The organism is Thiorhodococcus drewsii AZ1, assembly GCF_000224065.1.
Classification (GTDB): domain Bacteria; phylum Pseudomonadota; class Gammaproteobacteria; order Chromatiales; family Chromatiaceae; genus Imhoffiella; species Imhoffiella drewsii.
Map to the genome: position 1 here is coordinate 85,593 of NZ_AFWT01000019.1, position 21,647 is coordinate 107,239.

Here is a 21,647-nt window from a genome sequence, read left to right on the forward strand (position 1 = left end):
CCTGGAGAGACCTGGTCGGACGCGCATCGGGAATCGATTGTCGGTCGGTTGCAACGCGAGGATTCCCGTTTGCGTCTGTCGGTTGAGGGTACCCCTGGTTCGGATGACGCCCTCGTGTCATCCGAACCAGGGGCTGGAGCTGATCAGTGTCGCGCGCACTGCGCGCGAATGCGCGCTCAGAGATTCTTATCCCTCAGACGCCACTGGAAGTGGCTGAGCAGGCGTGAACGCACCTTCTTCTCCTTGTGCTTGGCGGCGGCAGCGAGCCGTTTCTCTGCGACGCCGATCAGGGTCTCCTGGGCGCCCTTTTTGCTGTCGTCCTCGGGGGTGCGTTGGGTGTAGTCGCCGTTGGCGTCCATGTCCCAGGCCGAGCGCGAGTCTGCGAACTGGACGTCCAGGATGAGCCTCAGTTCTTGGCGCAGCTCGGGGTTCTCGACCGGCGCGTGCACCTCGACCCGGCTGTCCAGGTTGCGGCGCATCATGTCCGCCGAGCCGATGTAGTACTCCTCGTCGCCGCCGTTGCGGAAATAGATGATGCGCGCATGCTCCAGGAAGCGTCCGACGATGCTGACCACGCGCGCGCGCTCGCTGATGCCGGGCAGTCCGGGGCGGAAGCGGCAGGTGTCGCGGATGATGAGGTCGACCTGTACGCCGGCGCGGCTCGCCTTGTAGAGGGCGCGGGTGATGTCGGGGTCCTCCAGCGCGTTCATCTTCATCTGGATCAGACCGTTGTCCTCGCGCTTGTGGTGCTCGATCTCACGGTTGATCTTGTCGATGATGGCGCGTTTGAGGTTGTAGGGCGCAGCCAGAATCTTGCGATAGCTCGGTGGTGGCGAGTAGCCGGTCAGATAGTTGAAGAGCTCGGTCAGGTCCTGGCCGATATCCTCGTCGCAACCGAGCATGCCGAGATCGGTGTAGAGCTTGGCGGTGCCCGAGTGATAGTTGCCGGTGCCGATGTGGTAGTAGCGACGCAGCTGGGAGTAGTCGCGGCGGACCACGAAGATCAGCTTGCTGTGGGTCTTGAGTCCCATGACGCCATAGTTGACATGGATTCCTTCGGCTTCCAGTCGTCGCGCCCACTTGATATTGGCCGCTTCGTCGAAGCGCGCCTTGAGCTCGACCAGGACCGCGACCTGCTTGCCGTTGCGTGCGGCCTGGATCAGCGAGTCGAGGATGGCGCCGGCCGAGGTGCGGTAGAGCGTCATCTTGATCGCCAGCACCTTGGGGTCCTCGGAGGCGGTGCGCAGGAAGCGCTCGACCGAGGTGCTGAAGGGCTGATAGGGGTGCTGCAGCAGGATCGGCCCGTTCTCGCGGATGATGTGGAAGATGTTGCGTCGGTCGTTGGCGAGCAGTGGATGATCGACCGGACGATGCGTCTTGTCGTGCAGTTCGGGTCGGTCGATGGAGGCGATCTCGAACAGGTTACTCAGGGCCATCATGCCCTCGGCCTCGATCACGTCCTCCTCTTCGTTCAGACCCAACTCGGCGGCCAACATGCCGCGGTGTACCGGCTCCATGCCGGGCTGCACTTCAAGACGCACGATGGGGGCAAAGTGACGTTCGCGCAGTTCGCTCTCGATCATTTCGAGCAGGTCGTTGGCCGCCTCGACGTCGGGCTCCACGATGGCGTTGCGGGTGATGCGGAACAGGGCGCAGGAGACGATCTCCATCCCCGGGAAGAGCATGTCGAGGTTGTTGACGATCAGGTCTTCCAGGGTGACATAGGTGTGGGTTCCGTCGACCGAGATGAGCCGCTTGGAGACGTCCTTGTTGACCGGCACCTTGACGCGGGCCATGTAGACCTCGTTGCCGCCCGGATAGCGCAGGGTCACGAGTAGATTCAGCGTCAGGTTCGAGATGAAGGGGAAGGGATGCGCCGGATCCATTGCCAGGGGCGTCAGCATGGGGAAAATGTTGGCGCGGAAATGCTCGCGTAGCCGTTCCCGAGCATCCTCTTGCAGGTCGGCGTGGCGTGCGATGCGGATGTCGTACTCGTCCAGGGCCAGCATCAGCTCGCCGTAGATGCGCTGTTGCTCGCGGATGAAGCCGCGCACGGCCGATTGGCACTCGTTGAGCTGCTGCAGCGGGGTGCGGCCGTCCAGGCTCGGCGTATGGACGCCGGCGGCGATCTGCTGCTTGAGACCGCCGATACGCTTCATGAAAAATTCGTCGAGATTGTTGCTTACGATGGCGAGGAATTTGATCCGTTCCAGCAGTGGATTGCGCGGATCCTCGGCCTCGCGAAGCACTCGCCGGTTGAAGGCGAGCCAGGTCAGCTCGCGGCTGAGGTAAAGAATGGGATCGTCGAGATCGATGTCGTCGGGAATGGGCGGCGTTACGATCGTTTGATTGCTGGGCGTGTCGTCTTCGACGGAGTCCTGGACTTCGCTTGGGGCCATGGGGTAGTCAGAGTCCTTGGTTTTCGTAAGCAATATATCTCTCCGATTCTAGCAATCAGTTGCGATGATTTTATGACGTTTTGGCGTGTCTTCCGCGAGGGTGTGGCTTGGCACGTTATAGAATGCACAGGATATGATCGATACAGAGCCAGATGATTTGTTCGACCGGCCCAGCGGGCCGGTCCGCCCGTTCGAATTCGACGCGGATGTCGCCCGCGTCTTTCCTGACATGGTGCGTCGCTCGGTGCCCGGTTATGCCGAACTGGTGGGGCTTTCGGGCCTCGTCGCCCGGCGTGTGGCGCGTCCGGGGACGCGATGCTACGACCTGGGCTGCTCGCTCGGCGCTGTGACCCGATCCATCCTACGCCAGGTGACGGGCGAGGTGCGGGTGGTCGCCGTCGACAATGCGCCGGCCATGATCGAGGGACTGCGTGCCCGGCTCGCTGACGTGCCCCATTCGGGCCGGGTCGAGCCGGTATGCGCCGATGTGCGGGAGGTCGCCATTGAGAATGCCTCGCTCGTGGTGCTCAATCTCACGCTGCAGTTCATTCCGCGCGACGCGCGCCTTGAGTTGCTGACGCGGATCCGCCAAGGGCTGGTGCCGGGCGGCGTCTTGATCCTGGCCGAGAAGATCCAGGTTTCGGACGATCGCGGCGGTCGCTTTCTGACCCAGTTGCATGAAGACTTCAAACGCGCCAATGGCTACAGCGAGATGGCCATCAGCGGCAAGCGTGCGGCCCTGGATCGCGTCCTGGTGCCCGAGACGATCGAGGCGCACGAGGCTCGATTGAGCGCGGCGGGTTTCGTCGGTGTCGAACGTTGGTTTCAGAGTCTCAACTTCGTGGCCTGGATCGCATGGACCTGACACCGTTCAAACCCTTTTTCGATCAGTTGGACCGGACCGCTTTGGCTGCATGGCGGTCCGCGCTCGAAGCGGCGGTGCTGGCACGGCTCGGCCCCGGTGCGCATGGCGATCTGCCCCAGTGGGAGGCCGCGCTGACCGAGCTGCCGGATCTCCCCGAGTCCACCGCTGTGCTGGACGCGTCCTGTGTGGGTCTGCGAGGCGCCGATCCGCTGTCTGAGGCGATGGAGGCCCAGCTGCGCGAAACGCTGATGCGCCTGCACCCCTGGCGTAAGGGACCCTTTTGTCTGCGGGGGCTGCATCTGGATACCGAATGGCGTTCGGACTGGAAATGGGATCGTCTTGCCGAATCGCTAACCCCTTTGAAAGACCGCCTGGTCCTGGACGTCGGCTGCGGCAATGGCTACCACGCCTGGCGCATGCTCGGCGAGGGAGCGCGTCTGGTGATGGGGATCGATCCGACGCTGCTCTATGTGGTCCAGTTCCAGGCGATCAATCGCTATCTCGGCCGCGACTGTCTGTCCGTATTGCCGCTCGGGATCGAGGACCTGCCTAAGGGCATCACGGGGTTCGATACGGTCTTTTCGATGGGGGTCTTCTATCACCGTCGCTCGCCGATGGATCATTTGCTCGAACTGGGTCGACTGTTGCGCCCCGGCGGCGAGCTGGTCCTGGAGACGCTGGTTCTGGAAGGGGACGGCGAGCGTGTGCTGGTGCCGCCTGGGCGCTATGCGAGCATGCGCAATGTCTGGTTCATTCCTACACTTGAAGCATTGGAGGTTTGGCTCGCTCGCTGTGGGTTCGTTGGGGTGAGAGTGGCGGATGTCACTCGGACCAGCCGGGAAGAGCAGCGCTCGACCGACTGGATGCGGTTCCAGTCGCTCCCGGACCATCTTGACTCCGAGGACCCAGACCGAACCATCGAGGGGCTTCCGGCCCCGACCCGTGCCATCCTGATCGCACGACGAGGTTGATGTCATGACGGGATTCGTCGATAGACTCAAGCTGAAGGAGCAGGCCGAGGAGGATATCTATTTCGCGCGCCGCGACCGCGAGCTGCTGGGTGCGCTCCATCGTCACCAAGAGGTCGAAGGGGTGATCGAGGTGGTCTCCGGCGGTCAGACAGGGGTCGATCGCGCCGCCCTGGATGCCGCGCTGGAGCTGGGTTTGACCGTTCGAGGCTGGTGCCCGAGTGGGCGAAGGGCCGAGGACGGTCCGATCGCGGATACCTATCCGCTGACGGAGACGCCAAGCCGCGATTACGCCGAGCGCACCGAATGGAACGTCCGCGACTCGGATGCGACTCTGATTCTCTATCGTGGAGCGCTGACGGGTGGGACGCGATTGACCACCGATCTCGCCCGCCGACTCGGCCGACCGCTCTGCGCCTTCGATCTGGCCCTTCGTTCGGATTCGGAAGAGATCCTCTCCTGGCTGTTGACCAACAGGATTCGCGCACTCAACTGTGCCGGTCCGCGCGAGTCGGGTGCGCCTGGTATCCAGGGCGAGGCGTTCGTCCTGCTGCGCGGGCTTTTTGCTAGATGGGGCGAGCGACGCGCCGAGATGTCCCATTCCCACGCTGCTCGCCCTTGAGGGCGGAGGGCGCTTCAGAATTTGAGGCCGATCGCCAGCCCGGCGAAGAAGGATGCCGCGCTGGAGAGGTTTTCGGCGGCGAAGTCCAGGAAGGCGGATCCAGTGATCCTCAGGCCGTGCGCGAAGTTGTCGTAGTGGGGTTCGAGTCCCGACCAGTTGATGTCGATAAACCCGTAGAACTGGAGTGCGAAGAGGGAGATCGCCAGGAATCCCAGTGCCAGCAGGGCGATCTTGAAGGCCACCTTGAGGGCGAATCCCATCGCCAGGCCGATCATGAACGAGAACCCCAGCCTCAGGAAGAACGCCTCCGAGAAGAGTTCGCTGGCGACGCCGGTCAGCGGGTCGCCCGTTCCAGGCGATCCCTGTGGTGTATCGAGTGGGGCGGCCGCCAAGCGTGTCGAGAGCAATGGGGTTGCGGCGATCAGCGATTTGAGGCCGACGGAAGGCGCCGGGTCTCTTGGATACAACATGGGGGCAGGCTCAATTGATCTTTTCGATGAAAGAGGGTGCCAGGTTTCATTGGGATTGTCATTGGGCTCGCTTCGTCATCGCGCCTGGCAAGGCGCTGCTTCGGTGCTAGACTCGGATGGCACTGCTTGTCCAGTGCGTCGTCGCTGTGCGTCGTCGTCTCGGCGGGCTTAGGTCGGAAGAGTCGGTCGTAGCACTCGTCCCCCGCGCATGCGGGTCATCAAAACGGGGAATTTGGACGCCATGAAATGTGCAATGCTCATCACCGGAAGTGGGCCGGTCGTGATCTTGACGTCGTATGACTCGCTCGAACATCAGGATCTGCTTGAGCGGCTGGCCAACAAAGGCATCCCCAAATTCATGGCCTATGAGATTCCGCTCGCCCTCGCCGAGGAGCGTTATGGCGGCCATTTCAACAAGGTCTTGAACGGATTCACCGAATCGAACGACCTCCGTGTCCTGGACCACAACGGCCACCGCGCCTTCAACCTCTTCAGGTTTGATGAGCTCGCAGCGCCGCTCATGCACGAAGGACTGCCCGAGAGCTACCACCACTGATTCCTCCCCGAACCGGATAGCGCGGGGACGCGCTATCCGAGCTGCGCTCTCCGCGTTGAGTGCCGCGATCCCTCGCTGCCGGCTGTAGGCTGCGGCTATCCCGCCCATTTGGCTTGGCGATTTCATCTGCGTTGTTCGCGATCAGCGCCGGGTTGCGCGGATCTTTTTCGGGACGCCGCTCTCGACCCTGTCCCTTCTTATGACGCCGCTGCTTGTTCAGCGCCGTCATTAGGTGGCATCGGTTTTGCTAAACGTGGCTGTGCGCATGTGGCTCAGTCTGCCGATTCGTTGTCCACAAGCGCCTGATATTTACCCTGCCGACTTAAGACCCTATTGCTATTCGGGTCTTATTGATGGACAGGGGTGAATGGCCACGTCGGCGACGGTTTGTCCCTTTGTAGTGAAAGCAACAAACGGCGTGGTTTTACGACACGCGATCGACCGTGAGGGCTCGGCGGTTGACGTGATGTGCATACCCATACCTGGAGAATCTTCCGCGATGCTGCTCGATACCTATCAACAACAAGAACGCTTTTGGCTGACAACCCTGTTCGGAGGCACGACCAAGTCCGACCTGCAGGCGTTTCGTGGTGAGTTCACCATTCTCGAAGGCGAGCTGAAGGCCGTCGCCGGTAAGCGCACGCCTCCGCGCGCACTGCTCAAGCAGGCGATTCTGCTTGCGACCGCCGACAAGCTCCTGATGGTCGCCGGCAGCTTCGAGAGTGTCGACGAACTGTCCGAGTTCATCTCGCTCTTCAAGAGCGACCTGGATCCCTCGTGCGTTCCGGTCTTTTTCATCGAGAACCTGGCCGAGAGCTGTCAAATCGAGGTTGAAGGCAACCGCTACGTGTTGATCCAGTATCGCGAGGGTGTGGTCTGGAACGAGGTGTCCGAGTTCTATTACATCGACAAGCACGACCTGAAGGGTCTGTCGAGTGAGGATAAGGTGCTGAAGCTCTATGAGGCGGGTAAGGACTACAAGCCGAGCTTCCCGGTCAAGACGCTTGAAGAGGTGCTGGCCACCAAGACCGATGCCAAGCGTGAGGTTTGGGGGGCCGTCTGAGTTCGCCATGGCGGCGTAGAGAGGATGTCGCTCGCGGGAAGACGGGCGCAGGGATGGTCGAGGGTGCTTCTCCGACGCCGCAGACGCCCGGTTGGTGGGCGTCTGCGGTGCCTTCAGCCCGTTGAAGGCTGAATCGGCGCGATTATTGAGCCGGTGCTGCCTGCTGGGGAGCCGGCATCTGCTGAGGCGCGGCTCCATAAGGAGCGCCGTACCCATAGGGTGCGCCATAGCCATAAGGAGCGCCGTACCCGTAGGGGGCGCCATAACCATAAGGTGCGCCATAGCCATAGGGTGCGCCGTAGCCATTGCCATAGCCGTAGCCATTGCCGCGTCCGTAACCGCGGCCATATCCACGGCCGTTGCCGCTGGCATTCATGCCCATGTTGAAGTTGCCGGTGCCATCTCCAAACATGTCTCCCATGTTGTCCCACATGCCGTTACCGTTTCCATTGCCATAGCCGGGGCCGCCCCACCAGGCGCTCGCTGTGAAGGAGACGCCAGCCAAGCCGACGAGTGCCGCAAGGCCTGCATACTTAATCGATTGCTTCATGCTGATTACCTGTGTGTCGGGAACATTGCGGAGACGCTTTTCATGTAACGTCTTCCATGGGGCAGGATTGCCCCGGTGGCCACGGCGAACGAGGCGCCGAGGGTCGAGCGGTTCGAGAATACATGCTTGTTCTCGAACCTCAAGCAATTTCGAACTGGCCGAGGTACGAGCCAGAATGGATCTCCCGCTGAATGATGCGGGGATGGTGATCGTGGGGGCTGCATCCTGAACCCGGAGCGCGTGCATCGCTAAGCGGCACGGTCTTCGACGGGGCGTGAGGCAGAGCCTGGTTGGTCGGAAGAGCGGTTTTCAGGGACATCTCGCTCAGGGTGCGAGCGGATGTCGTTATTGAGAATTATCAGTCGAGTATAGGCGTTGGTATTCGGAATACGCAATCGATATTTGCTAATTTTCTAACATACCTTGTGTTTAACCCCTTCGGAGCATGGGCTCCGAGCCGCGTTTCGTGTGCGTTTTCCGTTCCAGCAGGGGAGGGTGAGCTGGAACGCCCGAGCGAGCGTTCCAGGCGAACCAACTCTCGCACGCGGAGTGCGCGTCGATGCCTCTGTCGCCGACTGAGCGGTTCGAGTCAACGCGAGCGAGACGTTTCATCAATGGCGAGCTGCCTGCCCGCCAGCCAGACCAGCCCGATCACGGGCACGCCGATCAGGCTGGTGAAGATGAAGAATCCCGTATAGCCGATCCCGTCGACGATGGAGCCGGAATACCCTCCCAGCAGCTTGGGCACGAGCGTCATCAGCGAGCTGAAGATGGCGTACTGAACGGCCGTGAAGGAGACGTTGGTCAGGCTCGAGAGAAAGGCGACGAAGGCTGCGCTGGCGAGCCCGCCGGCCAGGTTGTCGGCGCTGACAGCGGCGTAGAGCAGCGGCAGGTTGGCTCCCACTTGGGCGAGTGCCACGAAGACCAGGTTGGTCGCCGCCACGATGATGGCGCCCAGCATGAGAATGCGCATCACGCCGTGGCGGGTCGCCAGCAATCCCCCGAGTACTCCGCCAGCGATGCTGACGAAGACCCCGAAGGTCTTGACCGCGGTCGCGATCTGCGGCTTCGTGAAACCGAGATCCTGGTAGAAGACGTTGGAGATGACGCCCAGCGCGATGTCCGAGATTCGGTAGAGACCGATGAGGGCCAGCAGCAGGAAGGCGGTCTTGAGTCCGTAGCGTGCGAAGAAATCCCGTATCGGCTCAACCCAGGTTTCACGCGCCATCTGGCGGTTGATGGCGCCCAGGCTCACCAATAGCCAGACGGTACAGGCCGCCGCACCCACCGCCAGGGCGAAGTGCAGCATCTCGATCAGAAAATGCATCAAGGCTCCACCGCCAAGCGTGGCCTTGATCGAGGCAAAGAGACCGCTGCTGAGGAAGAAGGTGGCGGCGAAGGTGAGCGCGGTGACGAGAAAGACCGTGAGCAGCCGCAGGTAGTCAGTGGGCGAGTAGGCGTGCTCCGCTATGCGGTTGGTCTTGGGTTCCGAGATCGAAAGGGTCGTGATCAAACCGACCAGCATGGTCGCGGCCATGGCGATGTAGGTGTTGCGCCAGGCGAGGTAGCTGTAGTCGTCTGCGGTGGAGCCGAATAGCGCCGCCAGATAGAGCGCCCCGGCACCCGAGACCACCATTCCGATGCGATAGCCGGCGATATAGGTCGACGACATGAGAGCCTGTAGGCGCGGCGCCGCAGCCTCGATGCGGAAGGCATCGATCACGATGTCCTGTGTGGCGGCGGAGAAGCCCAGCAGGACGGCGCCGAGGGCCATGCGGGTCAGGCTGTCCGGTCCGGAGGCCGGATCCGTGATGCCCATCAGCAGGATGGCGGTGGCGATGCCGATTTGGGCGACCAGCATCCAGGCGCGGCGGCGTCCCAACCACCGGGTTAGAAGTGGAACGGGCAACCGGTCGATCAATGGGGCCCAGACGAACTTGAAGGAGTACCCCAGTGCGGCCCAGCTGAAGAAGGTGACCGCATTGCGTTCGATGCCTGCCTCACGCAGCCACAGCGAGAGCGAGGAAAAGATCAGGAGCAGCGGAATCCCGGCCGAGAAGCCTAGAAACAGCATGCTGATGACGTGGGGGTTAAGAAGTTCGCGGCTGGTCTGAGCCCAACCCTGGGGTTGGGTTTTCTCGGTGTGCGTCATGGGAACCCGGCTGCTGGTAGAACCCTTGGGCGAGAGTGCCGACGGCGAGTCCTCAAGGGGCGACCCGAGACGGGTCGAAAGGCGCCGAGAATACAGTGGGGTATTCGATCGCTCAATAAGAAGACGCCATCGTGAACCCTTGGGTCACACGATGGCGTTAATTCGGGGAGACGAGGAGGAGCCGAATCCCCGATGGCTGCTCTGACCATGCTGATCGAACTACACCGACTCATGGGTTACGTGTGGTTCACACGCGATTGCCATGTTAAGCGGCATCCTTGCAGGCCACGGACCGGTCGCGGCCTCTCAATGTCCTGAAGTCTCTATCGGCGTTCCTGGGTGAAACTTGATTCCCTGATGAATTAGGGCTGTGCCTAGAGGAACATCGCTGCCATGTCTTCAAGAACGCATGGTGCGTGCCAGTTTGTCGCATTCATTTGAATCAATGGCTTGCGTGGTTCTGGATTGGAACGTGACGCCGTGCGTTGTCAAGAGGTGACACCGTTGGTCCATTTTGGAACAGTGGGTGCCGCGAGATGCGTCAGGGTCCACGGTGTGTGACGCATCCGGGCGTCCGTGCCCGGCCTCGCGTCGGGGCGAGCGTCCTATTCGAGGGCGCTCGCCGCCGAACAGACATCGATCAGCCGGCTTGGACGGCGGCCAGTGCAATCATGTTGAGCAGGCCGCGAACCGAGGTGCTGGGCGTGACAATGTGGGCGGCGTGTGCCGTGCCGAGCAGGATGGGGCCGAAGGCTCCGCCCTCGTTCATCGTCTTCAGCAAATTGAAGGAGATGTTGGCTGCGTCCTGATTGGGCATGATCAGCAGATTGGCGCGCCCTTCGAGCCGCGAATCGGGGAATCGCTCCCGACGTCCGATCGCGTCGAATGCCAGGTTTGAGTGCATCTCTCCCTCGACCTCAAGCTCTGGATCCTGTTCGCGCAGCAGGCGCACGGCCTCCGTCATCTTGGTCGCGTTCGGGGCGTCGTGGCTGCCGAAGTTCGAGTGCGAGACGAAGGCGACCTTGGGCTCCAGGCCGAAGCGCTTGATCTCGGCGGCGCACAACCGGGCGATCTCGGCCAGATCCTCGGCGTCGGGATCCGCCTGCACATAGGGGTCGGCGATGAAGAGCGGACCCTTGGGGAGGACCACGGCGCTCATGGCGGTCAGGCGCCGCACGCCCGGAGCCGTTCCGATGGCCTCCTCCACATGCTTGAGATGACGGATGTAGCGACCGACGATGCCGCAGATCATGGCATCGGCATCGCCACAGCGGACCATGGTCGCGGCGAGCACCGTGGGGTCGTTGCGGATGTATTCGCGGGCCTCGTCCGGGGCGTAGCCACGGCGTTTGACCTGATCGTAGAAGGTCTGCCAGTGGTTCTCGAAGTTGGGATTCTCGCAGGGCACGATGAGATCGAAGTCCCGGTCGGGACGGATACTCAGACCCAGGTCCTTCAGTCGATTGCCGATCACCTCCGGGCGGCCGATCAGCATGGGACGCGCGATGCCCTCGGAGACCGCCTGCTGGGCGACCTGGAGCACGCGCTCGTGCTCGCCCTCGGCGAAGACCACCCGCTTGGGTGCGAGTCGCGCCTGATCGAAGACCGGCTTCATGGTGATGCCGGTGCGGTAGGCGCGGTGATGCAGGCGCTGGCGGTAGGCCTCCAGATCCTCGATCGGCCGGGTCGCGACGCCACTCTCCATCGCGGCTTGGGCGACCGCCGGGGCCAGATGCTCCATGAGGCGCGGGTCGAACGGCTTGGGGATCAGGTATTCGGGGCCGAACTGGAGCTGATGTCCGCCATAGGCCGCGCGCACGATGTCGGACGGCTCGGCCATGGCCAGGTCGGCGATGGCGTGCACGCAGGCGACCTTCATCGCCTCGTTGATCTCGCTGGCGCCGCAGTCGAGTGCGCCACGGAAGATGAAGGGGAAGCAGAGGACGTTGTTGACCTGATTGGGGAAGTCCGAGCGACCGGTGGCGATGATGGCGTCGGGACGCGCCTCGCGTGCCAGGTCGGGCATGATCTCTGGAACCGGGTTGGCGAGCGCCATGATGATGGGGTGTTCCGCCATGCTCGACAGCCATTCCGGCTTGAGCACGCCGGCCGCCGAGAGTCCGAGGAAGATGTCCGCGCCCTCGATGGCCTCGGCCAGGGTTCGCTTATCGGTGGCGATGGCGTAGCGGCCCTTGTAGGGATCCATCTCCTCGGGCCGACCCTCATAGACGACGCCGGCGATGTCGGTCAGGGTCACGTTTTCCTTCGGCAGACCCATCGCTACCAGCAGGTCGACGCAGGCGAGCGCCGCAGCGCCGGCTCCGGCCGTGACCAGCCGGACTTGGCCGATGTCCTTACCGACCACGCGTAGCCCGTTCAGGATCGCCGCGTTCACCACGATGGCCGTGCCGTGCTGGTCGTCGTGGAAGACCGGGATCCCCATGCGCTCCTTGAGCGCGCGCTCGATGATGAAGCAGTCCGGGGCCTTGATGTCTTCCAGGTTGATGCCGCCGAAGGTGGGCTCCAGGCGTGCGACCGTTTCGATGAAGGCCTCTGGATCGCGCTCCTCGATCTCGATATCGAAGACGTCGATGTCGGCGAATTGCTTGAAGAGGACCGCCTTGCCTTCCATCACCGGCTTGGAGGCCAAACCGCCGATCGCGCCCAGGCCGAGCACGGCCGTGCCGTTGCTGATGACGGCGACCAGATTCCCGCGAGAGGTGTAGTGCGTGGCGGTGAATGGATCCTCTTCGATCTCGCGGCAGGCCGCTGCGACCCCGGGCGAATAGGCCAATGCCAGGTCGCGCTGGTTGGCGAGCGGTTTGGTCGCCTTGATCTCCAGCTTTCCAGGTTTGGGGTAGCGGTGATAGTCCAGTGCGCTCTGGTTGAACTCTTCCGACATCTAGGTCTCCGGTGGTGATGCTTGCGCGTTGGGCCGAGACCGACCCTTGGCGGTTGGAATCGACCATTATGATGCGGCGCAACCACTTCCGGCAAAATATGCAAGTGAAATTTGGCTGGCGCGTGCGCGGACGACCAAAAAGAAGGTGCGAATCCGAGCGCGAGGACGGGAATGGACTGAAGACGGGAGGTGGAGACCATCGCGCGTTTGGGCCGTGATGCCGGTCGAACGGCGGGAACGCTCCCCGCCGCGACATGAATCGCCAACCCGGTCGTCAATGCTCGCCCTTGGTCCTCAGCAGCCCGGCCAGACGATTGCCCTGCTTTTGCGGTCCGCCGCGCGGAAAGATCTGATGGAGGTAGCGATTGCTGCCGCGCTCGCGCCCCCAGACGTTGCGGAAGTGAACGATCATGTCGCGCACCGTCGCCTGGGTGCCCTGTCGGGCGAAACGCGCCCGCAGATACCGGATCACGTCCCAATGCTCATCGGTCAGGACCAACCCCTCCTGGTCCGCCAGGGCGCGTGCGAAATCCTCCGACCAGTCCGAGGGGTCGACCAGATAACCCTCGCTGTCGGTCAAGACGGCACGCTCGCCGACCTGCACCGCGCAGGTCGTCATGCTCGGGTAGGCGTTGCTGCCCGCCGGAAATTCGCCGGGGAGTCCGCGCGAGTCACGTTCGGATTGTGTGATGGACCAGAGTTCGATCGGGATTTCGCCGTCGAGGCGGCCCTCGTAGCGCGCCACCCCGGAGACCAGGATCGTACCGCTGGTCGGCGGCAGGTCGAAGCGCGCCAGGCCGGCGCGGTCGGTCAGCACCGGCGGGGTCTCGCTTCCGTCCGCGTCCAGACGCAGCACCACCGGGGTGCGTTTCAGGGGCTCATGGGTGGCCTTCATGGAAATTCTGACAGCAATCATCGTCTCATCTCCGGCGTTTACGACATCCCGTGGCTCGGTGGGCGGCGATCCGCCTCGAATTCACACTGGCTCAGATGAGATCAAAATAATGACGAACATGACCAAAGAAAAACGAAATTGATCGCTAGTTGGTATCGGGATCTTCGATACAATCAGGCGCCCGACCTTGAGGGCAGCGCATGGACATCGACCAGATCAAGACCTTTCTCGCGGTCGTTGCTCACGGGAGCTTTCTGGAGGCCGCCGAGCGGGTGCATGTCACCCAGTCGACCGTCAGCGCACGCATCCAGAACCTGGAGCAGGGGCTCGGCGCCCGGCTGTTCGTGCGCAATCGCGCGGGCGCCAGCCTGACCCCAGCCGGCCAACGCTTTCTGCGCCACGCCAAGACCCTGCTGCTCACCTTCGAGCAGGCGCGTCACGATGTCGGCCTGCCGAACCGCTTTCGCGCCAGCCTGACGATCGGCGCGCGTATCGCGCTCTGGGACGACTTCCTCCCGCGCTGGACCGGGCGCATGCGCGCCTCGGCACCGGATATCTCGCTCAATACCGAGATCGGATTCGAAGAGGATCTGATGCGCCGTATCATCGCCGGGACCATAGACCTGGCCTTGATGTACAGCCCTCAGCAGGGGGCCGGCATCCAGGTCGAGCACCTGTTCGACGAGACCCTGATTCTGGTCGGTAGCGACCCGGACCAGCCTGCGCTGGACGACGGTTACGTCTATGTCGACTGGGGACCGACCTTCTACGCCCAGCACCGCAAGGTCTACCCGGACCTGGAGCGGCCTGCCCAGACCGCCAACATCGGCTGGCTGGGATTGCAGTTGATCCTCGCCAACGGCGGTAGCTGTTTCGTGCCCGAGCGGGTCGCCTCCAGCTACCTGCGTGGCGGTTGCCTGTATCGGGTCGACGGCAGCCCGACCCTGACCCTGCCGGCCTATGTCGTCTATCCCGGCGACAGCGATTCCATCGAGTTCACGACTGCGCTCGACACGCTGCGCGCGCTGGTGGCCGAGGGCGCAGCCCTCGGTGCTGCGTGAGGCTGGCGCAGACTCGGAAACCTGGGGTCGGCTGGAGGTCTTGTCGCTGTTGATCCGGTTCAGTCCGCAGTTTTGGCGCACGTAGCCTTTCCCCGCGTCTTCGAGGCAGGGGCCCAACGGCGCGCAAGCTGGGACCCTCTGGACTCGCCCTGCGATCTGTTACATCGTGCCGGCCTGTCCAATTCAACGACTCAGGTGTTCAGCATGTTCGGTTCAGGATTCCGGTTTCGGCAATGGATCGCGAGGGTACTCAGGCCCGGTCCCGGTGTTCGCTCAGCGTTCGCGCGGCGCTCTTTGGTGGCGGTCAGCCTATTGGTCGGCGGTTGCGCCCAAAGCGAGGATCCGCAGATCGTTTTCGATGGTCCCACCATGGGGACCTATTATTCGGTCAAGGTCGCGCGCCCTCCCCAAGGCATGAGCGCCGAGTCGCTCCAGCCCCAGGTGGCCAAGGTGCTGGATGCCGTCGTGGCCGAGATCTCGACCTACGACCCCACGTCCGAACTGTCGCGCCTCAACCGGAATCCGAGCACCGATTGGATCCCCATCTCGGCCGAGCTCTACCGCGTGGTCGCCGAAGGGCAGCGCATCTCTTCCCTGACCGATGGGGCCTTCGACATCACCATCGGTCCGCTGGTGAACCTTTGGGGCTTCGGTCCCGAGACGCGACCGGCCAGGCTGCCGAGCGAGCAGGAAATCGCCGCCGCCAAGGCCCGAGTCGGTTGGCGCAAGCTGGAGCTGAGGGCCGATCCGCCGGCCCTGCGCAAGGCGCGAGGCGACATCTATATCGATCTCTCGGCGCTCGGCGAGGGCTATGGTGCCGACCGGGTCGGCGTCTGGCTGGAATCGCAGGGAATCACCGACTACATGGTCGCCGTCGCCGGCGCCATCCGGACACGTGGCAATAATGCTAAGGGCGAGCCGTGGGCCATCGCGATCGAGGAGCCCTTGCCCGATCGGCGCAGCGTGCATCGCATCATCCCGGTCTCGAATCGTGCGCTCTCGACCTCGGGCGACTATCGCAACTTCTTCGAGGAGAACGGCAAGCGCTACTCCCACGAGATCGACCCTATGACAGGCGAGCCCGTGGATCGGAGGCTGGGATCGGTCACCGTCGTCGACGATTCGGCGATGGTCGCCGACGGCTGGGCGACGGCGCTCATGGTGCTAGGGGATCGGCGTGGTCCGGAAGCGGCCAAGGCACAGGGACTCGCGGCCTATTTCATCGTCCGCGACACGAACGACCAGCCGCGTGGATTCGGTTCTCCAGCCTTCGAGTCCATCATGCAGCGCTGACGGTCATCGGCTCGGCTCAGGGAATCTGCTCCGTGACCTGTCCCGGCATGACGACGCTGATGACGCCGCCCCAGGTGCACATGAGCTTGGAGCTGTCGTTGAGCGCCGGCATGCCTCCCAATAGCACGGTCGGCGAGCCCGGCGTCCATGGGGCGGCCGTGACCGGGACGCAGGGCATGGGCGTCAGCACCCCCATGGCCGCTGCCGTGGCTGCCGCGACGGTTGGATTGGCCGGGCAACTGCACATCCCGAAGGGCATGATATTGACCATGGGGACGTGATCCATGATGTTGGCCGCCGGCATCGAGCTGGTCAGCATTCGATTGAGCGGAAGCACCGTCAATGTGCTGGGAGCGACACCGAAGGAGCATTGCAGGACGGCACCTGAGCAGACGTGCATGGACATGGTCGTGTTCCTCGATTCGACTCCGAGCGCTCGGGGCGCCTGGGGTCATTGGTTTGCGATGCGGTGCGAGCGCTGGGCGATCACCACCCAGCCCATGACCTGGGTTCCGCCTTCGAGACGCAGCGTCTCTCGGTCCATCGCGCGCAGGTCGAAGCCCCGCTCCAGCAGTGTCCTCTCCAGGTAGGTCTTCGAATGGGCGTAACGGCCGTTGGGCTGGAGCCGGTAATCGTCGGATGTTCCCTCCAGTGCCTCGACGGAGAATCCCAGATGGCCGCCGGGCCGCAGGCTGGACGAGGCGGCCTCCAGGACCGGTCCGATCTCGCCGAAATACACCAGGGTATCGGCCGATACGATGAGGTCGAACTCGGCTGGACGCCGCCGGATGAAATCCGTCAATTCCGCATGGTGCAACGCATCGTAGAGCGTGCGCTCCCTGGCCTTCACCAGCATGCCTTGCGACAGATCGACGCCGGTCAGGCGTTTGGCATAGGGCGCGAGCAGGGGACCGCAGAGACCGGTTCCGCATCCTGCATCCAGGATGTCCAGTCGGGCGGCGGGTTCGAGTCCCAGGTACGCCACCGTCTTGTCCACGATCAGCTTGGGTGCCTGATATTCCAGCACCGCCAGCTTGGCGTCGAACGAATGGGAGAAGCTGTCGAAGACGCTCTGGATATAGGCGTCCGAGGCACGCTCCGGGACGTCCTGACCCGTGCAGGCGGCCAGATGGTGGAGCGCCTTGGGGTTGTCCGGTTCGTCCTCCAGCCAGTCGCGGTAGATCCCGATCGCATCATCCAGCTGCCCGGCCCTGGCGTAGGCGTAGGCCAGCACCTCTCGGGTTGAGGCGTTTCCCGGATCGCGCTTCATCGCCTCCATGGCCTGGGCGATGGAATCCTCCGTCCGTCCCATCCGCACATAGAGCCGGGATAGGTTGTTGCGGGCGTCGATGAAATCGGGTGACAGATCGATCGCCTGCAAGAAGTGTTGCTCGGCCTCATCCAGCCGATTCTGTCCCTTGCAGAGAACGCCCAGGTTGTTGAGTACCTCAGGGCGCTCCGGAGACAGGGACAGGGCCTCGCGATACTCACGCTCGGCCTCCTCGAACCGCGCCCCGTCGAAGAGCAGATTGCCGAGATTGGTGTGGAAGCCGGCATGCTGGGGAACCAGCTCGACCGAGCGTCTCATCAGCCGCAGCGCCGCCTCGTTTCGGCCTTGCTGATGTTCCAGGACACCCATGAAATGCAGGGCGTCCGGATGCTCGGGCTCCAGTTCGAGGACGCGCGAATAGAGCGTTCTGGCGTCCTTGAGGTGGCCGTTGCGATGCAGATTGGAGGCGAAGCTGACCGCATCCTGGATGGACAGCTGTTTGGGCGCGGATGCATCGGAAGAATCTGTTTCTGTGCTCATGGCTTCGGTGCCCCCAGTCTGATGAGCCGGATGCCGTCGATCGCATCTCGAGAAAGGATGAGGGGGTTTACGGCATTTTCCAGACCATCCCGGATCCCTGCCCCGCGACCCGACGGACGTGACCCATGTCGGCCGCGATCGGCCTTGGATCGGGATCGGATTGGTTCGAGGGTGGGCCTGAATGAGCCGCTTGGGTCATATTGAACCGGTTCGGCCTCGGTTCGCTGAGCTGCGATGACCTGAAGTCCCGGTTTTTCCACTATTTTGGTTTGGCATGCTTTCTGATTATTTTTCGGTCAGGGGTTCGCACGTACGCTCGGACCGAGGCGCTCGATCGACACCCCCCGGTCGATCCTGGGCACGAACCGATCCGGCTGGCGACTCCCTTTCTTCAGGTGGGACTGTGTCCAAAAGGTCGGATCGACCCTTGAGGACACACCCGGCTTTGGCTGCGGTGATGTGGATGGAGCCGATGGAGATGGGATTCCTTCAAGATTACTTTGGTTCAGTGCGGTTTTCCGCCAAACCGGAGCAACATGCGATGCACTTGATCTGGGATTGCCTTCTCTGCTTGGTTTGCGTCACCGCAGTCTTTTTCTTCTACGCGATCATCCATCCCCGCGCCCGGCGCTGTGTCGAGAGGCGTGCAGAGGTTGAAAGCGGCGATCGAGAGCAATGATCGTTCGCCTGATTGCAGACCGAAGGCCGATGCGTTTGCGGCGCACGTCCGGTGTGCTACTTGACCGAATCTCGCGGATGGAACGCGGGGCCGTTTGCAACCGGCGCGTCTCGATCGATGAGATGCCGGTTGCGCGAGACGGGTTCGGCTAGACGCAGACCTTCAAGTAGGGCGTGAGCTCTCTCAGGAAGAGTGCATTCCTGGTGATGTCCTGGCTGGCCGGCGGCTTCCTCTGACCTTCCCGTAGTTCGCCTTGCCCGGTCCGACCTTGGCGCCCACCGAATAGAAGAGCAGGCTGCGCGGGTTGTTCTCGATCAGATAGGCTCTGGCCATGGGCCATCTCTAGGATGGAAATGCCTTTTCCGATAGCGACCGGGCCGGCCGGCGAGGGCGTCCTGCGCCGGCAAACTCTGCGTGCGGCGGTCTCCCAGGCGCGTCAATCAGGTCGGCTGAGCCCCCAGATTGGTTCGGGTGGCGCCACCGTCGTTGGGCGAAAAACGATAGACCTGGCCCTCCCAGGCCCCCGGCTGATAATGATGACTGCCTCTTTGGCGATCGAATATCCGCATCGACCATGCCAGTTTGTCTGGTGGTCGGACTCCGTGAGATGTTGGTGAGATGGGGCCAGATGCGAGCCGAACGGCGGTCGATTGGGGCAAGCCTGTCTCCAAGGTTGCGGGTCGTTTTGGCCCGGCCGGTCCGGATCGAACCGCGTCATCTACGATTTCTTGTGGCCGTCCGTTCCTCTGTATTTGCAGGTTCGAACAGAACAAACCCCGCATATTGTTTCATCTCACGGAGACGCTCTGGCGAGGCGAAAAATCCGAGAATGCGCATAAAAAATCTTGTGACGAGAGGAAACGGGGCGGGACGACGCAACTGTTACGTCCCGTGTGATTATCTGCCTCGACGGAGCTATCCTTTGTTCCGAGCCCGCGAGGTGCTAGAGCACATGGTCCACAAAGCCATCGCTCGCGGAACAGCCCACAGCCTGGGAGCCTGATTGCCGATGGAAATCCGCCTGCACAAAAACGCCCGCACCACCCCAGCGATTCGTCGCGATTTGCAAGCATCCACGTTGCCGAACAAGGTCCTCGCCGCCCAGTACAACCTCTCGGTGCAGACGGTGAGAAAGTGGCGGCGACGCACGGTGGTCGAAGATGCCTCACACCGCCCACACCGGCTCTCAACGACGCTCTCGCCCGAGCAGGAAGTCCTCGTGGTGGCCCTGCGTGAAACGCTGTTGCTGCCGTTCGACGATCTGTTGGCGGTTACCCGCGAATTCATCCACCCCGAGGCCTCGCGTTCGGCACTCGATCGGTGCTTGCGGCGCCACGGGATCTCCAACCTCAAGTCCCTGATCCCGCAGGAGGCGGACACCGCGAAGCGTCCGGTGAAGACCTTCAAGGACTACGCCCTCGGCTTCGTCCATGTCGACGTCAAGTACCTGCCCCAGATGCCCGATGAAGACCGCCGAAAATACCTCTTCGCGGCGATCGACCGTGCCACCCGCTGGGTCTATGTCGAGATCCTCGACGACAAGTCGGCGGCCTCGGCCAGTGGGTTTCTCGAGCGCCTGATCGCCAAGGCGCCATTCACCCTCACCAAGATCCTCACCGATAACGGCAAAGAATTCACCGACCGTTTCTGCGCCACGGGCGAGCGCTCGCCAACCGGGCAGCATCGCTTCGATCAGGTCTGCGCCCAGCACGTCATCGAGCATCGCCTGACCAAACCCAGAACTCCACAGACCAATGGCATGGTCGAGCGCTTCAATGGGCGCATCGCCGAGGTGCTGACCACGACACGCTTCGACTCTTCACAGAGCCTGGAGCAAACCATCACCCGCTACGTCCAGGTCTACAACCAGCACATTCCGCAAAAAGCACTCGGGCATATCGCCCCGATTCAAGCCCTCAAGGACTGGGCTGAGAAACGCCCCGAACTATTCAAAAAACGCGTATATAATCTTCGGGGACTTGACAACTTCCTTAGTTCTGAATAACGACCAAGCTGTGCGGCGCTGTCAAGTCCCCGATCGGCGCATTGCGGGGGCAGCGGTGATGTGACCGGCGGACACGGTTTGATCTTATACCCGGGCATAGAGAGGGGCAATTAGAGGCTCACGGTTCAGAGATCTGGCGCCGCAGGCCGGGTCAGATTGCCAGTCCAGGGGTGGGCGAACCCTGTAGATTTGTGACGGAAGATTCTTGGAAACGACAGGATTACCCGTGGGATCAGGTTCCGGGATCCTCGGGGCTTTCATGGATAGATTGCACGCTGCGTTCGAGCTGCGCCGCCTCGTCCAGTGCTTCGACATAGAGGCTATCCAATATCCGAAGGACGGCATTGCCGGCTTGTCGGTTGGCGGATTCCAGCATTGGACACAGACGATCCGCATCGGATGTGGCCGAGACGGCCACCTTGAGTCTCTTGCCCCAGAAGAGCGGGTCTCTGGCGTCGCACCAGGCTCGTGCGGGCTGGCCGGGGATTCCCCAGATCACGCCATCGGCGGCCCGGCCGAGCAGAGTCAGCATTTCGGTGCTGCTCGCGGCGTCGACCGGGGGACGCCGCGAGAGAGCGGCCTTCGCCAGCCCCCAGTTCGCCCGGCTCATGCCGCTGTCCTCCGCCTTGAGCAGCTGGATGGCGTCCAGCGTGGTTTCGGCCAGGACGGCCGTCAGGCGATGGGGCATGGGGGGATGAGCTGTCTCGGTTCCTGCGGGCTGTGTCGGAGCGGGCGGATCGCCGATTGGAGGGGCGGGAATCCCGGGCGGTCTCGCACAATCCCGAAGCATCGCCGCTTGACGGTTCAGCAGTCTGCGGCACTCGCGTCTGACCTGCTCGAGCAGGTGCAGTCGCGCGTTAAGGGACCGTCCACTAACTATTTCCCGATTTATTCGGCCTGATGGTGTAGTTTAGATTGGGGCAGAGGCGTCGCCGTCGCATGTTCAGTGCCGCCATGTCTTGCAAGCTGATTTTGATCCCTTTGGCGTACACCGTCGTATCGAGGATGGCTTTGATCTGTAGTCGCGTCGTAGTGGTTGTGCCACGGATGAGTGCCAGCATGGTGTCGAGCGAACGCAGCGGATGGCCGGCCCAATTGCGGCTGATCTGACTGAACAGGCGATGTTCGATGGGGTTCCATTTGGAGGCGCCGCTGGGGTAATGGCAGACGGTGACGCTCAGGCCATCTCATTACACACATCTTCATAAGTCATGAGATTCTTTGGCGTATTTGATCCCGGCTGCCACGTCTCTGATGCGCTGCAGTCCGAGCCAAATGCTCTTCACACCAGGCTCGCCATCGCCCTTGCGTCCGAGAAATCCGCCCTGGCGGGCGATCAAGCGCAACACATCGTTGA

The 21,647-nt window shown here is 62.6% G+C and carries 21 protein-coding genes; 9 read left to right on the forward strand and 12 right to left on the reverse strand.

Features of this window, described 5'->3' with window-relative positions:
* Positions 1 to 176 precede the first annotated feature (176 nt).
* The gene (gene ppk1, locus THIDRDRAFT_RS14065) at positions 177 to 2,399 is read right to left on the reverse strand and encodes a polyphosphate kinase 1 (RefSeq protein WP_040844899.1); all 2,223 of its coding nucleotides are present in this window, start codon (positions 2,397 to 2,399) and stop codon (positions 177 to 179) included.
* 133 nt (positions 2,400 to 2,532) lie between these two features.
* Here ppk1 and cmoA point away from each other — a divergent pair, with 133 nt between their 5' ends.
* The 3 genes from cmoA to THIDRDRAFT_RS14080 are packed head-to-tail and all read left to right on the forward strand — an operon-like array spanning position 2,533 to position 4,854.
* Entirely contained in the window at positions 2,533 to 3,264 is a 732-nt protein-coding gene (cmoA, locus tag THIDRDRAFT_RS14070) for a carboxy-S-adenosyl-L-methionine synthase CmoA (RefSeq protein WP_007041530.1), read from the forward strand.
* On the forward strand, positions 3,255 to 4,235 hold the full coding sequence (gene cmoB, locus THIDRDRAFT_RS14075) for a tRNA 5-methoxyuridine(34)/uridine 5-oxyacetic acid(34) synthase CmoB (protein ID WP_007041531.1): 981 nt from the start codon (positions 3,255 to 3,257) through the stop codon (positions 4,233 to 4,235). Before cmoA ends, cmoB begins: the two co-directional genes overlap by 10 nt.
* Positions 4,236 to 4,239: 4 nt before the next feature.
* A complete protein-coding gene (locus THIDRDRAFT_RS14080) occupies positions 4,240 to 4,854 on the forward strand; it encodes a putative molybdenum carrier protein (RefSeq protein ID WP_007041532.1) in 615 nt (204 codons plus the stop codon).
* A gap of 14 nt (positions 4,855 to 4,868) precedes the next feature.
* On the opposite strand, the gene THIDRDRAFT_RS14085 is transcribed toward THIDRDRAFT_RS14080, so the two are convergent.
* Positions 4,869 to 5,324 (reverse strand): FUN14 domain-containing protein, encoded by a 456-nt coding sequence (locus THIDRDRAFT_RS14085; protein ID WP_007041533.1) that lies wholly within the window; start codon positions 5,322 to 5,324, stop codon positions 4,869 to 4,871.
* A gap of 241 nt (positions 5,325 to 5,565) precedes the next feature.
* Between THIDRDRAFT_RS14085 and THIDRDRAFT_RS14090 the strand changes: the two genes are divergently transcribed.
* Positions 5,566 to 5,880, forward strand: a complete 315-nt coding sequence (locus THIDRDRAFT_RS14090) for a hypothetical protein (RefSeq protein ID WP_040844922.1) — start codon at positions 5,566 to 5,568, stop codon at positions 5,878 to 5,880.
* 499 nt (positions 5,881 to 6,379) lie between these two features.
* Positions 6,380 to 6,943, forward strand: a complete 564-nt coding sequence (locus tag THIDRDRAFT_RS14095) for a hypothetical protein (RefSeq protein WP_007041535.1) — start codon at positions 6,380 to 6,382, stop codon at positions 6,941 to 6,943.
* Between the two features lie 142 nt (positions 6,944 to 7,085).
* Here the strand turns inward: THIDRDRAFT_RS14095 and THIDRDRAFT_RS14100 are convergent, their stop codons facing one another.
* The 4 genes from THIDRDRAFT_RS14100 to THIDRDRAFT_RS14115 all read right to left on the reverse strand — a co-directional run bounded on the left by THIDRDRAFT_RS14100 (position 7,086) and on the right by THIDRDRAFT_RS14115 (position 13,463).
* Positions 7,086 to 7,493: a sulfur globule family protein gene (locus THIDRDRAFT_RS14100; RefSeq protein WP_007041536.1), complete on the reverse strand. Its 408-nt coding sequence runs from the start codon at positions 7,491 to 7,493 to the stop codon at positions 7,086 to 7,088.
* 589 nt (positions 7,494 to 8,082) lie between these two features.
* A complete protein-coding gene (locus THIDRDRAFT_RS14105; RefSeq protein WP_007041537.1) occupies positions 8,083 to 9,645 on the reverse strand; it encodes an AmpG family muropeptide MFS transporter in 1,563 nt (520 codons plus the stop codon).
* Positions 9,646 to 10,285: 640 nt separating this feature from the next.
* Positions 10,286 to 12,547, reverse strand: a complete 2,262-nt coding sequence (locus THIDRDRAFT_RS14110) for an NADP-dependent malic enzyme (RefSeq protein WP_007041538.1) — start codon at positions 12,545 to 12,547, stop codon at positions 10,286 to 10,288.
* Between the two features lie 274 nt (positions 12,548 to 12,821).
* Positions 12,822 to 13,463: a TusE/DsrC/DsvC family sulfur relay protein gene (locus THIDRDRAFT_RS14115; RefSeq protein WP_007041539.1), complete on the reverse strand. Its 642-nt coding sequence runs from the start codon at positions 13,461 to 13,463 to the stop codon at positions 12,822 to 12,824.
* Positions 13,464 to 13,642: 179 nt separating this feature from the next.
* Between THIDRDRAFT_RS14115 and THIDRDRAFT_RS14120 the strand changes: the two genes are divergently transcribed.
* A complete protein-coding gene (locus THIDRDRAFT_RS14120) occupies positions 13,643 to 14,503 on the forward strand; it encodes a LysR family transcriptional regulator (protein ID WP_007041540.1) in 861 nt (286 codons plus the stop codon).
* Between the two features lie 369 nt (positions 14,504 to 14,872).
* On the forward strand, positions 14,873 to 15,796 hold the full coding sequence (locus tag THIDRDRAFT_RS14125; protein WP_245535852.1) for an FAD:protein FMN transferase: 924 nt from the start codon (positions 14,873 to 14,875) through the stop codon (positions 15,794 to 15,796).
* Between the two features lie 16 nt (positions 15,797 to 15,812).
* Here the strand turns inward: THIDRDRAFT_RS14125 and THIDRDRAFT_RS14130 are convergent, their stop codons facing one another.
* Both THIDRDRAFT_RS14130 and THIDRDRAFT_RS14135 read right to left on the reverse strand, forming a co-directional pair.
* Positions 15,813 to 16,202 (reverse strand): DUF4280 domain-containing protein, encoded by a 390-nt coding sequence (locus tag THIDRDRAFT_RS14130; RefSeq protein WP_007041542.1) that lies wholly within the window; start codon positions 16,200 to 16,202, stop codon positions 15,813 to 15,815.
* A gap of 45 nt (positions 16,203 to 16,247) precedes the next feature.
* A complete protein-coding gene (locus THIDRDRAFT_RS14135) occupies positions 16,248 to 17,606 on the reverse strand; it encodes a tetratricopeptide repeat protein (RefSeq protein WP_007041543.1) in 1,359 nt (452 codons plus the stop codon).
* 445 nt (positions 17,607 to 18,051) lie between these two features.
* Between THIDRDRAFT_RS14135 and THIDRDRAFT_RS26520 the strand changes: the two genes are divergently transcribed.
* On the forward strand, positions 18,052 to 18,285 hold the full coding sequence (locus THIDRDRAFT_RS26520; RefSeq protein ID WP_216725635.1) for a hypothetical protein: 234 nt from the start codon (positions 18,052 to 18,054) through the stop codon (positions 18,283 to 18,285).
* Positions 18,286 to 18,468: 183 nt separating this feature from the next.
* Here the strand turns inward: THIDRDRAFT_RS26520 and THIDRDRAFT_RS26200 are convergent, their stop codons facing one another.
* Positions 18,469 to 18,618: a hypothetical protein gene (locus tag THIDRDRAFT_RS26200; RefSeq protein WP_007041544.1), complete on the reverse strand. Its 150-nt coding sequence runs from the start codon at positions 18,616 to 18,618 to the stop codon at positions 18,469 to 18,471.
* A 676-nt stretch (positions 18,619 to 19,294) separates the two neighbouring features.
* Between THIDRDRAFT_RS26200 and THIDRDRAFT_RS14150 the strand changes: the two genes are divergently transcribed.
* A complete protein-coding gene (locus THIDRDRAFT_RS14150) occupies positions 19,295 to 20,290 on the forward strand; it encodes an IS481 family transposase (protein WP_007041545.1) in 996 nt (331 codons plus the stop codon).
* A gap of 232 nt (positions 20,291 to 20,522) precedes the next feature.
* Here the strand turns inward: THIDRDRAFT_RS14150 and THIDRDRAFT_RS14155 are convergent, their stop codons facing one another.
* From THIDRDRAFT_RS14155 to THIDRDRAFT_RS24655, 3 genes are all read right to left on the reverse strand, one after another.
* Positions 20,523 to 20,978 carry a hypothetical protein gene (locus THIDRDRAFT_RS14155; RefSeq protein ID WP_007041546.1) on the reverse strand — a complete coding sequence of 152 codons (456 nt, stop codon included), beginning with the start codon at positions 20,976 to 20,978 and terminating at the stop codon, positions 20,523 to 20,525.
* Positions 20,979 to 21,162: 184 nt separating this feature from the next.
* Entirely contained in the window at positions 21,163 to 21,471 is a 309-nt protein-coding gene (locus THIDRDRAFT_RS27330; protein ID WP_083827490.1) for an ISAzo13-like element transposase-related protein, read from the reverse strand.
* A 21-nt stretch (positions 21,472 to 21,492) separates the two neighbouring features.
* Positions 21,493 to 21,647, reverse strand: a 155-nt coding sequence (locus tag THIDRDRAFT_RS24655; RefSeq protein ID WP_007041547.1) for an IS4 family transposase, incomplete at its 5' end; no start/stop codon positions are given.

Excerpts from the sequence above, each read along its gene's own strand:
- ppk1 (WP_040844899.1), bottom strand. The coding sequence starts at position 2,399 with ATGGCCCCAAGCGAAGTCCAGGACTCCGTCGAAGACGACACGCCCAGC.
- THIDRDRAFT_RS14110 (WP_007041538.1), bottom strand. The coding sequence starts at position 12,547 with ATGTCGGAAGAGTTCAACCAGAGCGCACTGGACTATCACCGCTACCCC.
- THIDRDRAFT_RS14125 (WP_245535852.1), top strand. The coding sequence starts at position 14,873 with ATGGGGACCTATTATTCGGTCAAGGTCGCGCGCCCTCCCCAAGGCATG.
- THIDRDRAFT_RS14150 (WP_007041545.1), top strand. The coding sequence starts at position 19,295 with ATGGAAATCCGCCTGCACAAAAACGCCCGCACCACCCCAGCGATTCGT.
- THIDRDRAFT_RS14115 (WP_007041539.1), bottom strand. The coding sequence starts at position 13,463 with ATGATTGCTGTCAGAATTTCCATGAAGGCCACCCATGAGCCCCTGAAA.
- cmoB (WP_007041531.1), top strand. The coding sequence starts at position 3,255 with ATGGACCTGACACCGTTCAAACCCTTTTTCGATCAGTTGGACCGGACC.
- THIDRDRAFT_RS14135 (WP_007041543.1), bottom strand. The coding sequence starts at position 17,606 with ATGAGCACAGAAACAGATTCTTCCGATGCATCCGCGCCCAAACAGCTG.
- THIDRDRAFT_RS14095 (WP_007041535.1), top strand. The coding sequence starts at position 6,380 with ATGCTGCTCGATACCTATCAACAACAAGAACGCTTTTGGCTGACAACC.
- THIDRDRAFT_RS14155 (WP_007041546.1), bottom strand. The coding sequence starts at position 20,978 with ATGCCCCATCGCCTGACGGCCGTCCTGGCCGAAACCACGCTGGACGCC.
- THIDRDRAFT_RS14080 (WP_007041532.1), top strand. The coding sequence starts at position 4,240 with ATGACGGGATTCGTCGATAGACTCAAGCTGAAGGAGCAGGCCGAGGAG.
- THIDRDRAFT_RS14100 (WP_007041536.1), bottom strand. The coding sequence starts at position 7,493 with ATGAAGCAATCGATTAAGTATGCAGGCCTTGCGGCACTCGTCGGCTTG.
- THIDRDRAFT_RS14105 (WP_007041537.1), bottom strand. The coding sequence starts at position 9,645 with ATGACGCACACCGAGAAAACCCAACCCCAGGGTTGGGCTCAGACCAGC.
- THIDRDRAFT_RS14120 (WP_007041540.1), top strand. The coding sequence starts at position 13,643 with ATGGACATCGACCAGATCAAGACCTTTCTCGCGGTCGTTGCTCACGGG.
- cmoA (WP_007041530.1), top strand. The coding sequence starts at position 2,533 with ATGATCGATACAGAGCCAGATGATTTGTTCGACCGGCCCAGCGGGCCG.
- THIDRDRAFT_RS14090 (WP_040844922.1), top strand. The coding sequence starts at position 5,566 with ATGAAATGTGCAATGCTCATCACCGGAAGTGGGCCGGTCGTGATCTTG.
- THIDRDRAFT_RS26200 (WP_007041544.1), bottom strand. The coding sequence starts at position 18,618 with ATGGCCAGAGCCTATCTGATCGAGAACAACCCGCGCAGCCTGCTCTTC.
- THIDRDRAFT_RS14130 (WP_007041542.1), bottom strand. The coding sequence starts at position 16,202 with ATGTCCATGCACGTCTGCTCAGGTGCCGTCCTGCAATGCTCCTTCGGT.
- THIDRDRAFT_RS14085 (WP_007041533.1), bottom strand. The coding sequence starts at position 5,324 with ATGTTGTATCCAAGAGACCCGGCGCCTTCCGTCGGCCTCAAATCGCTG.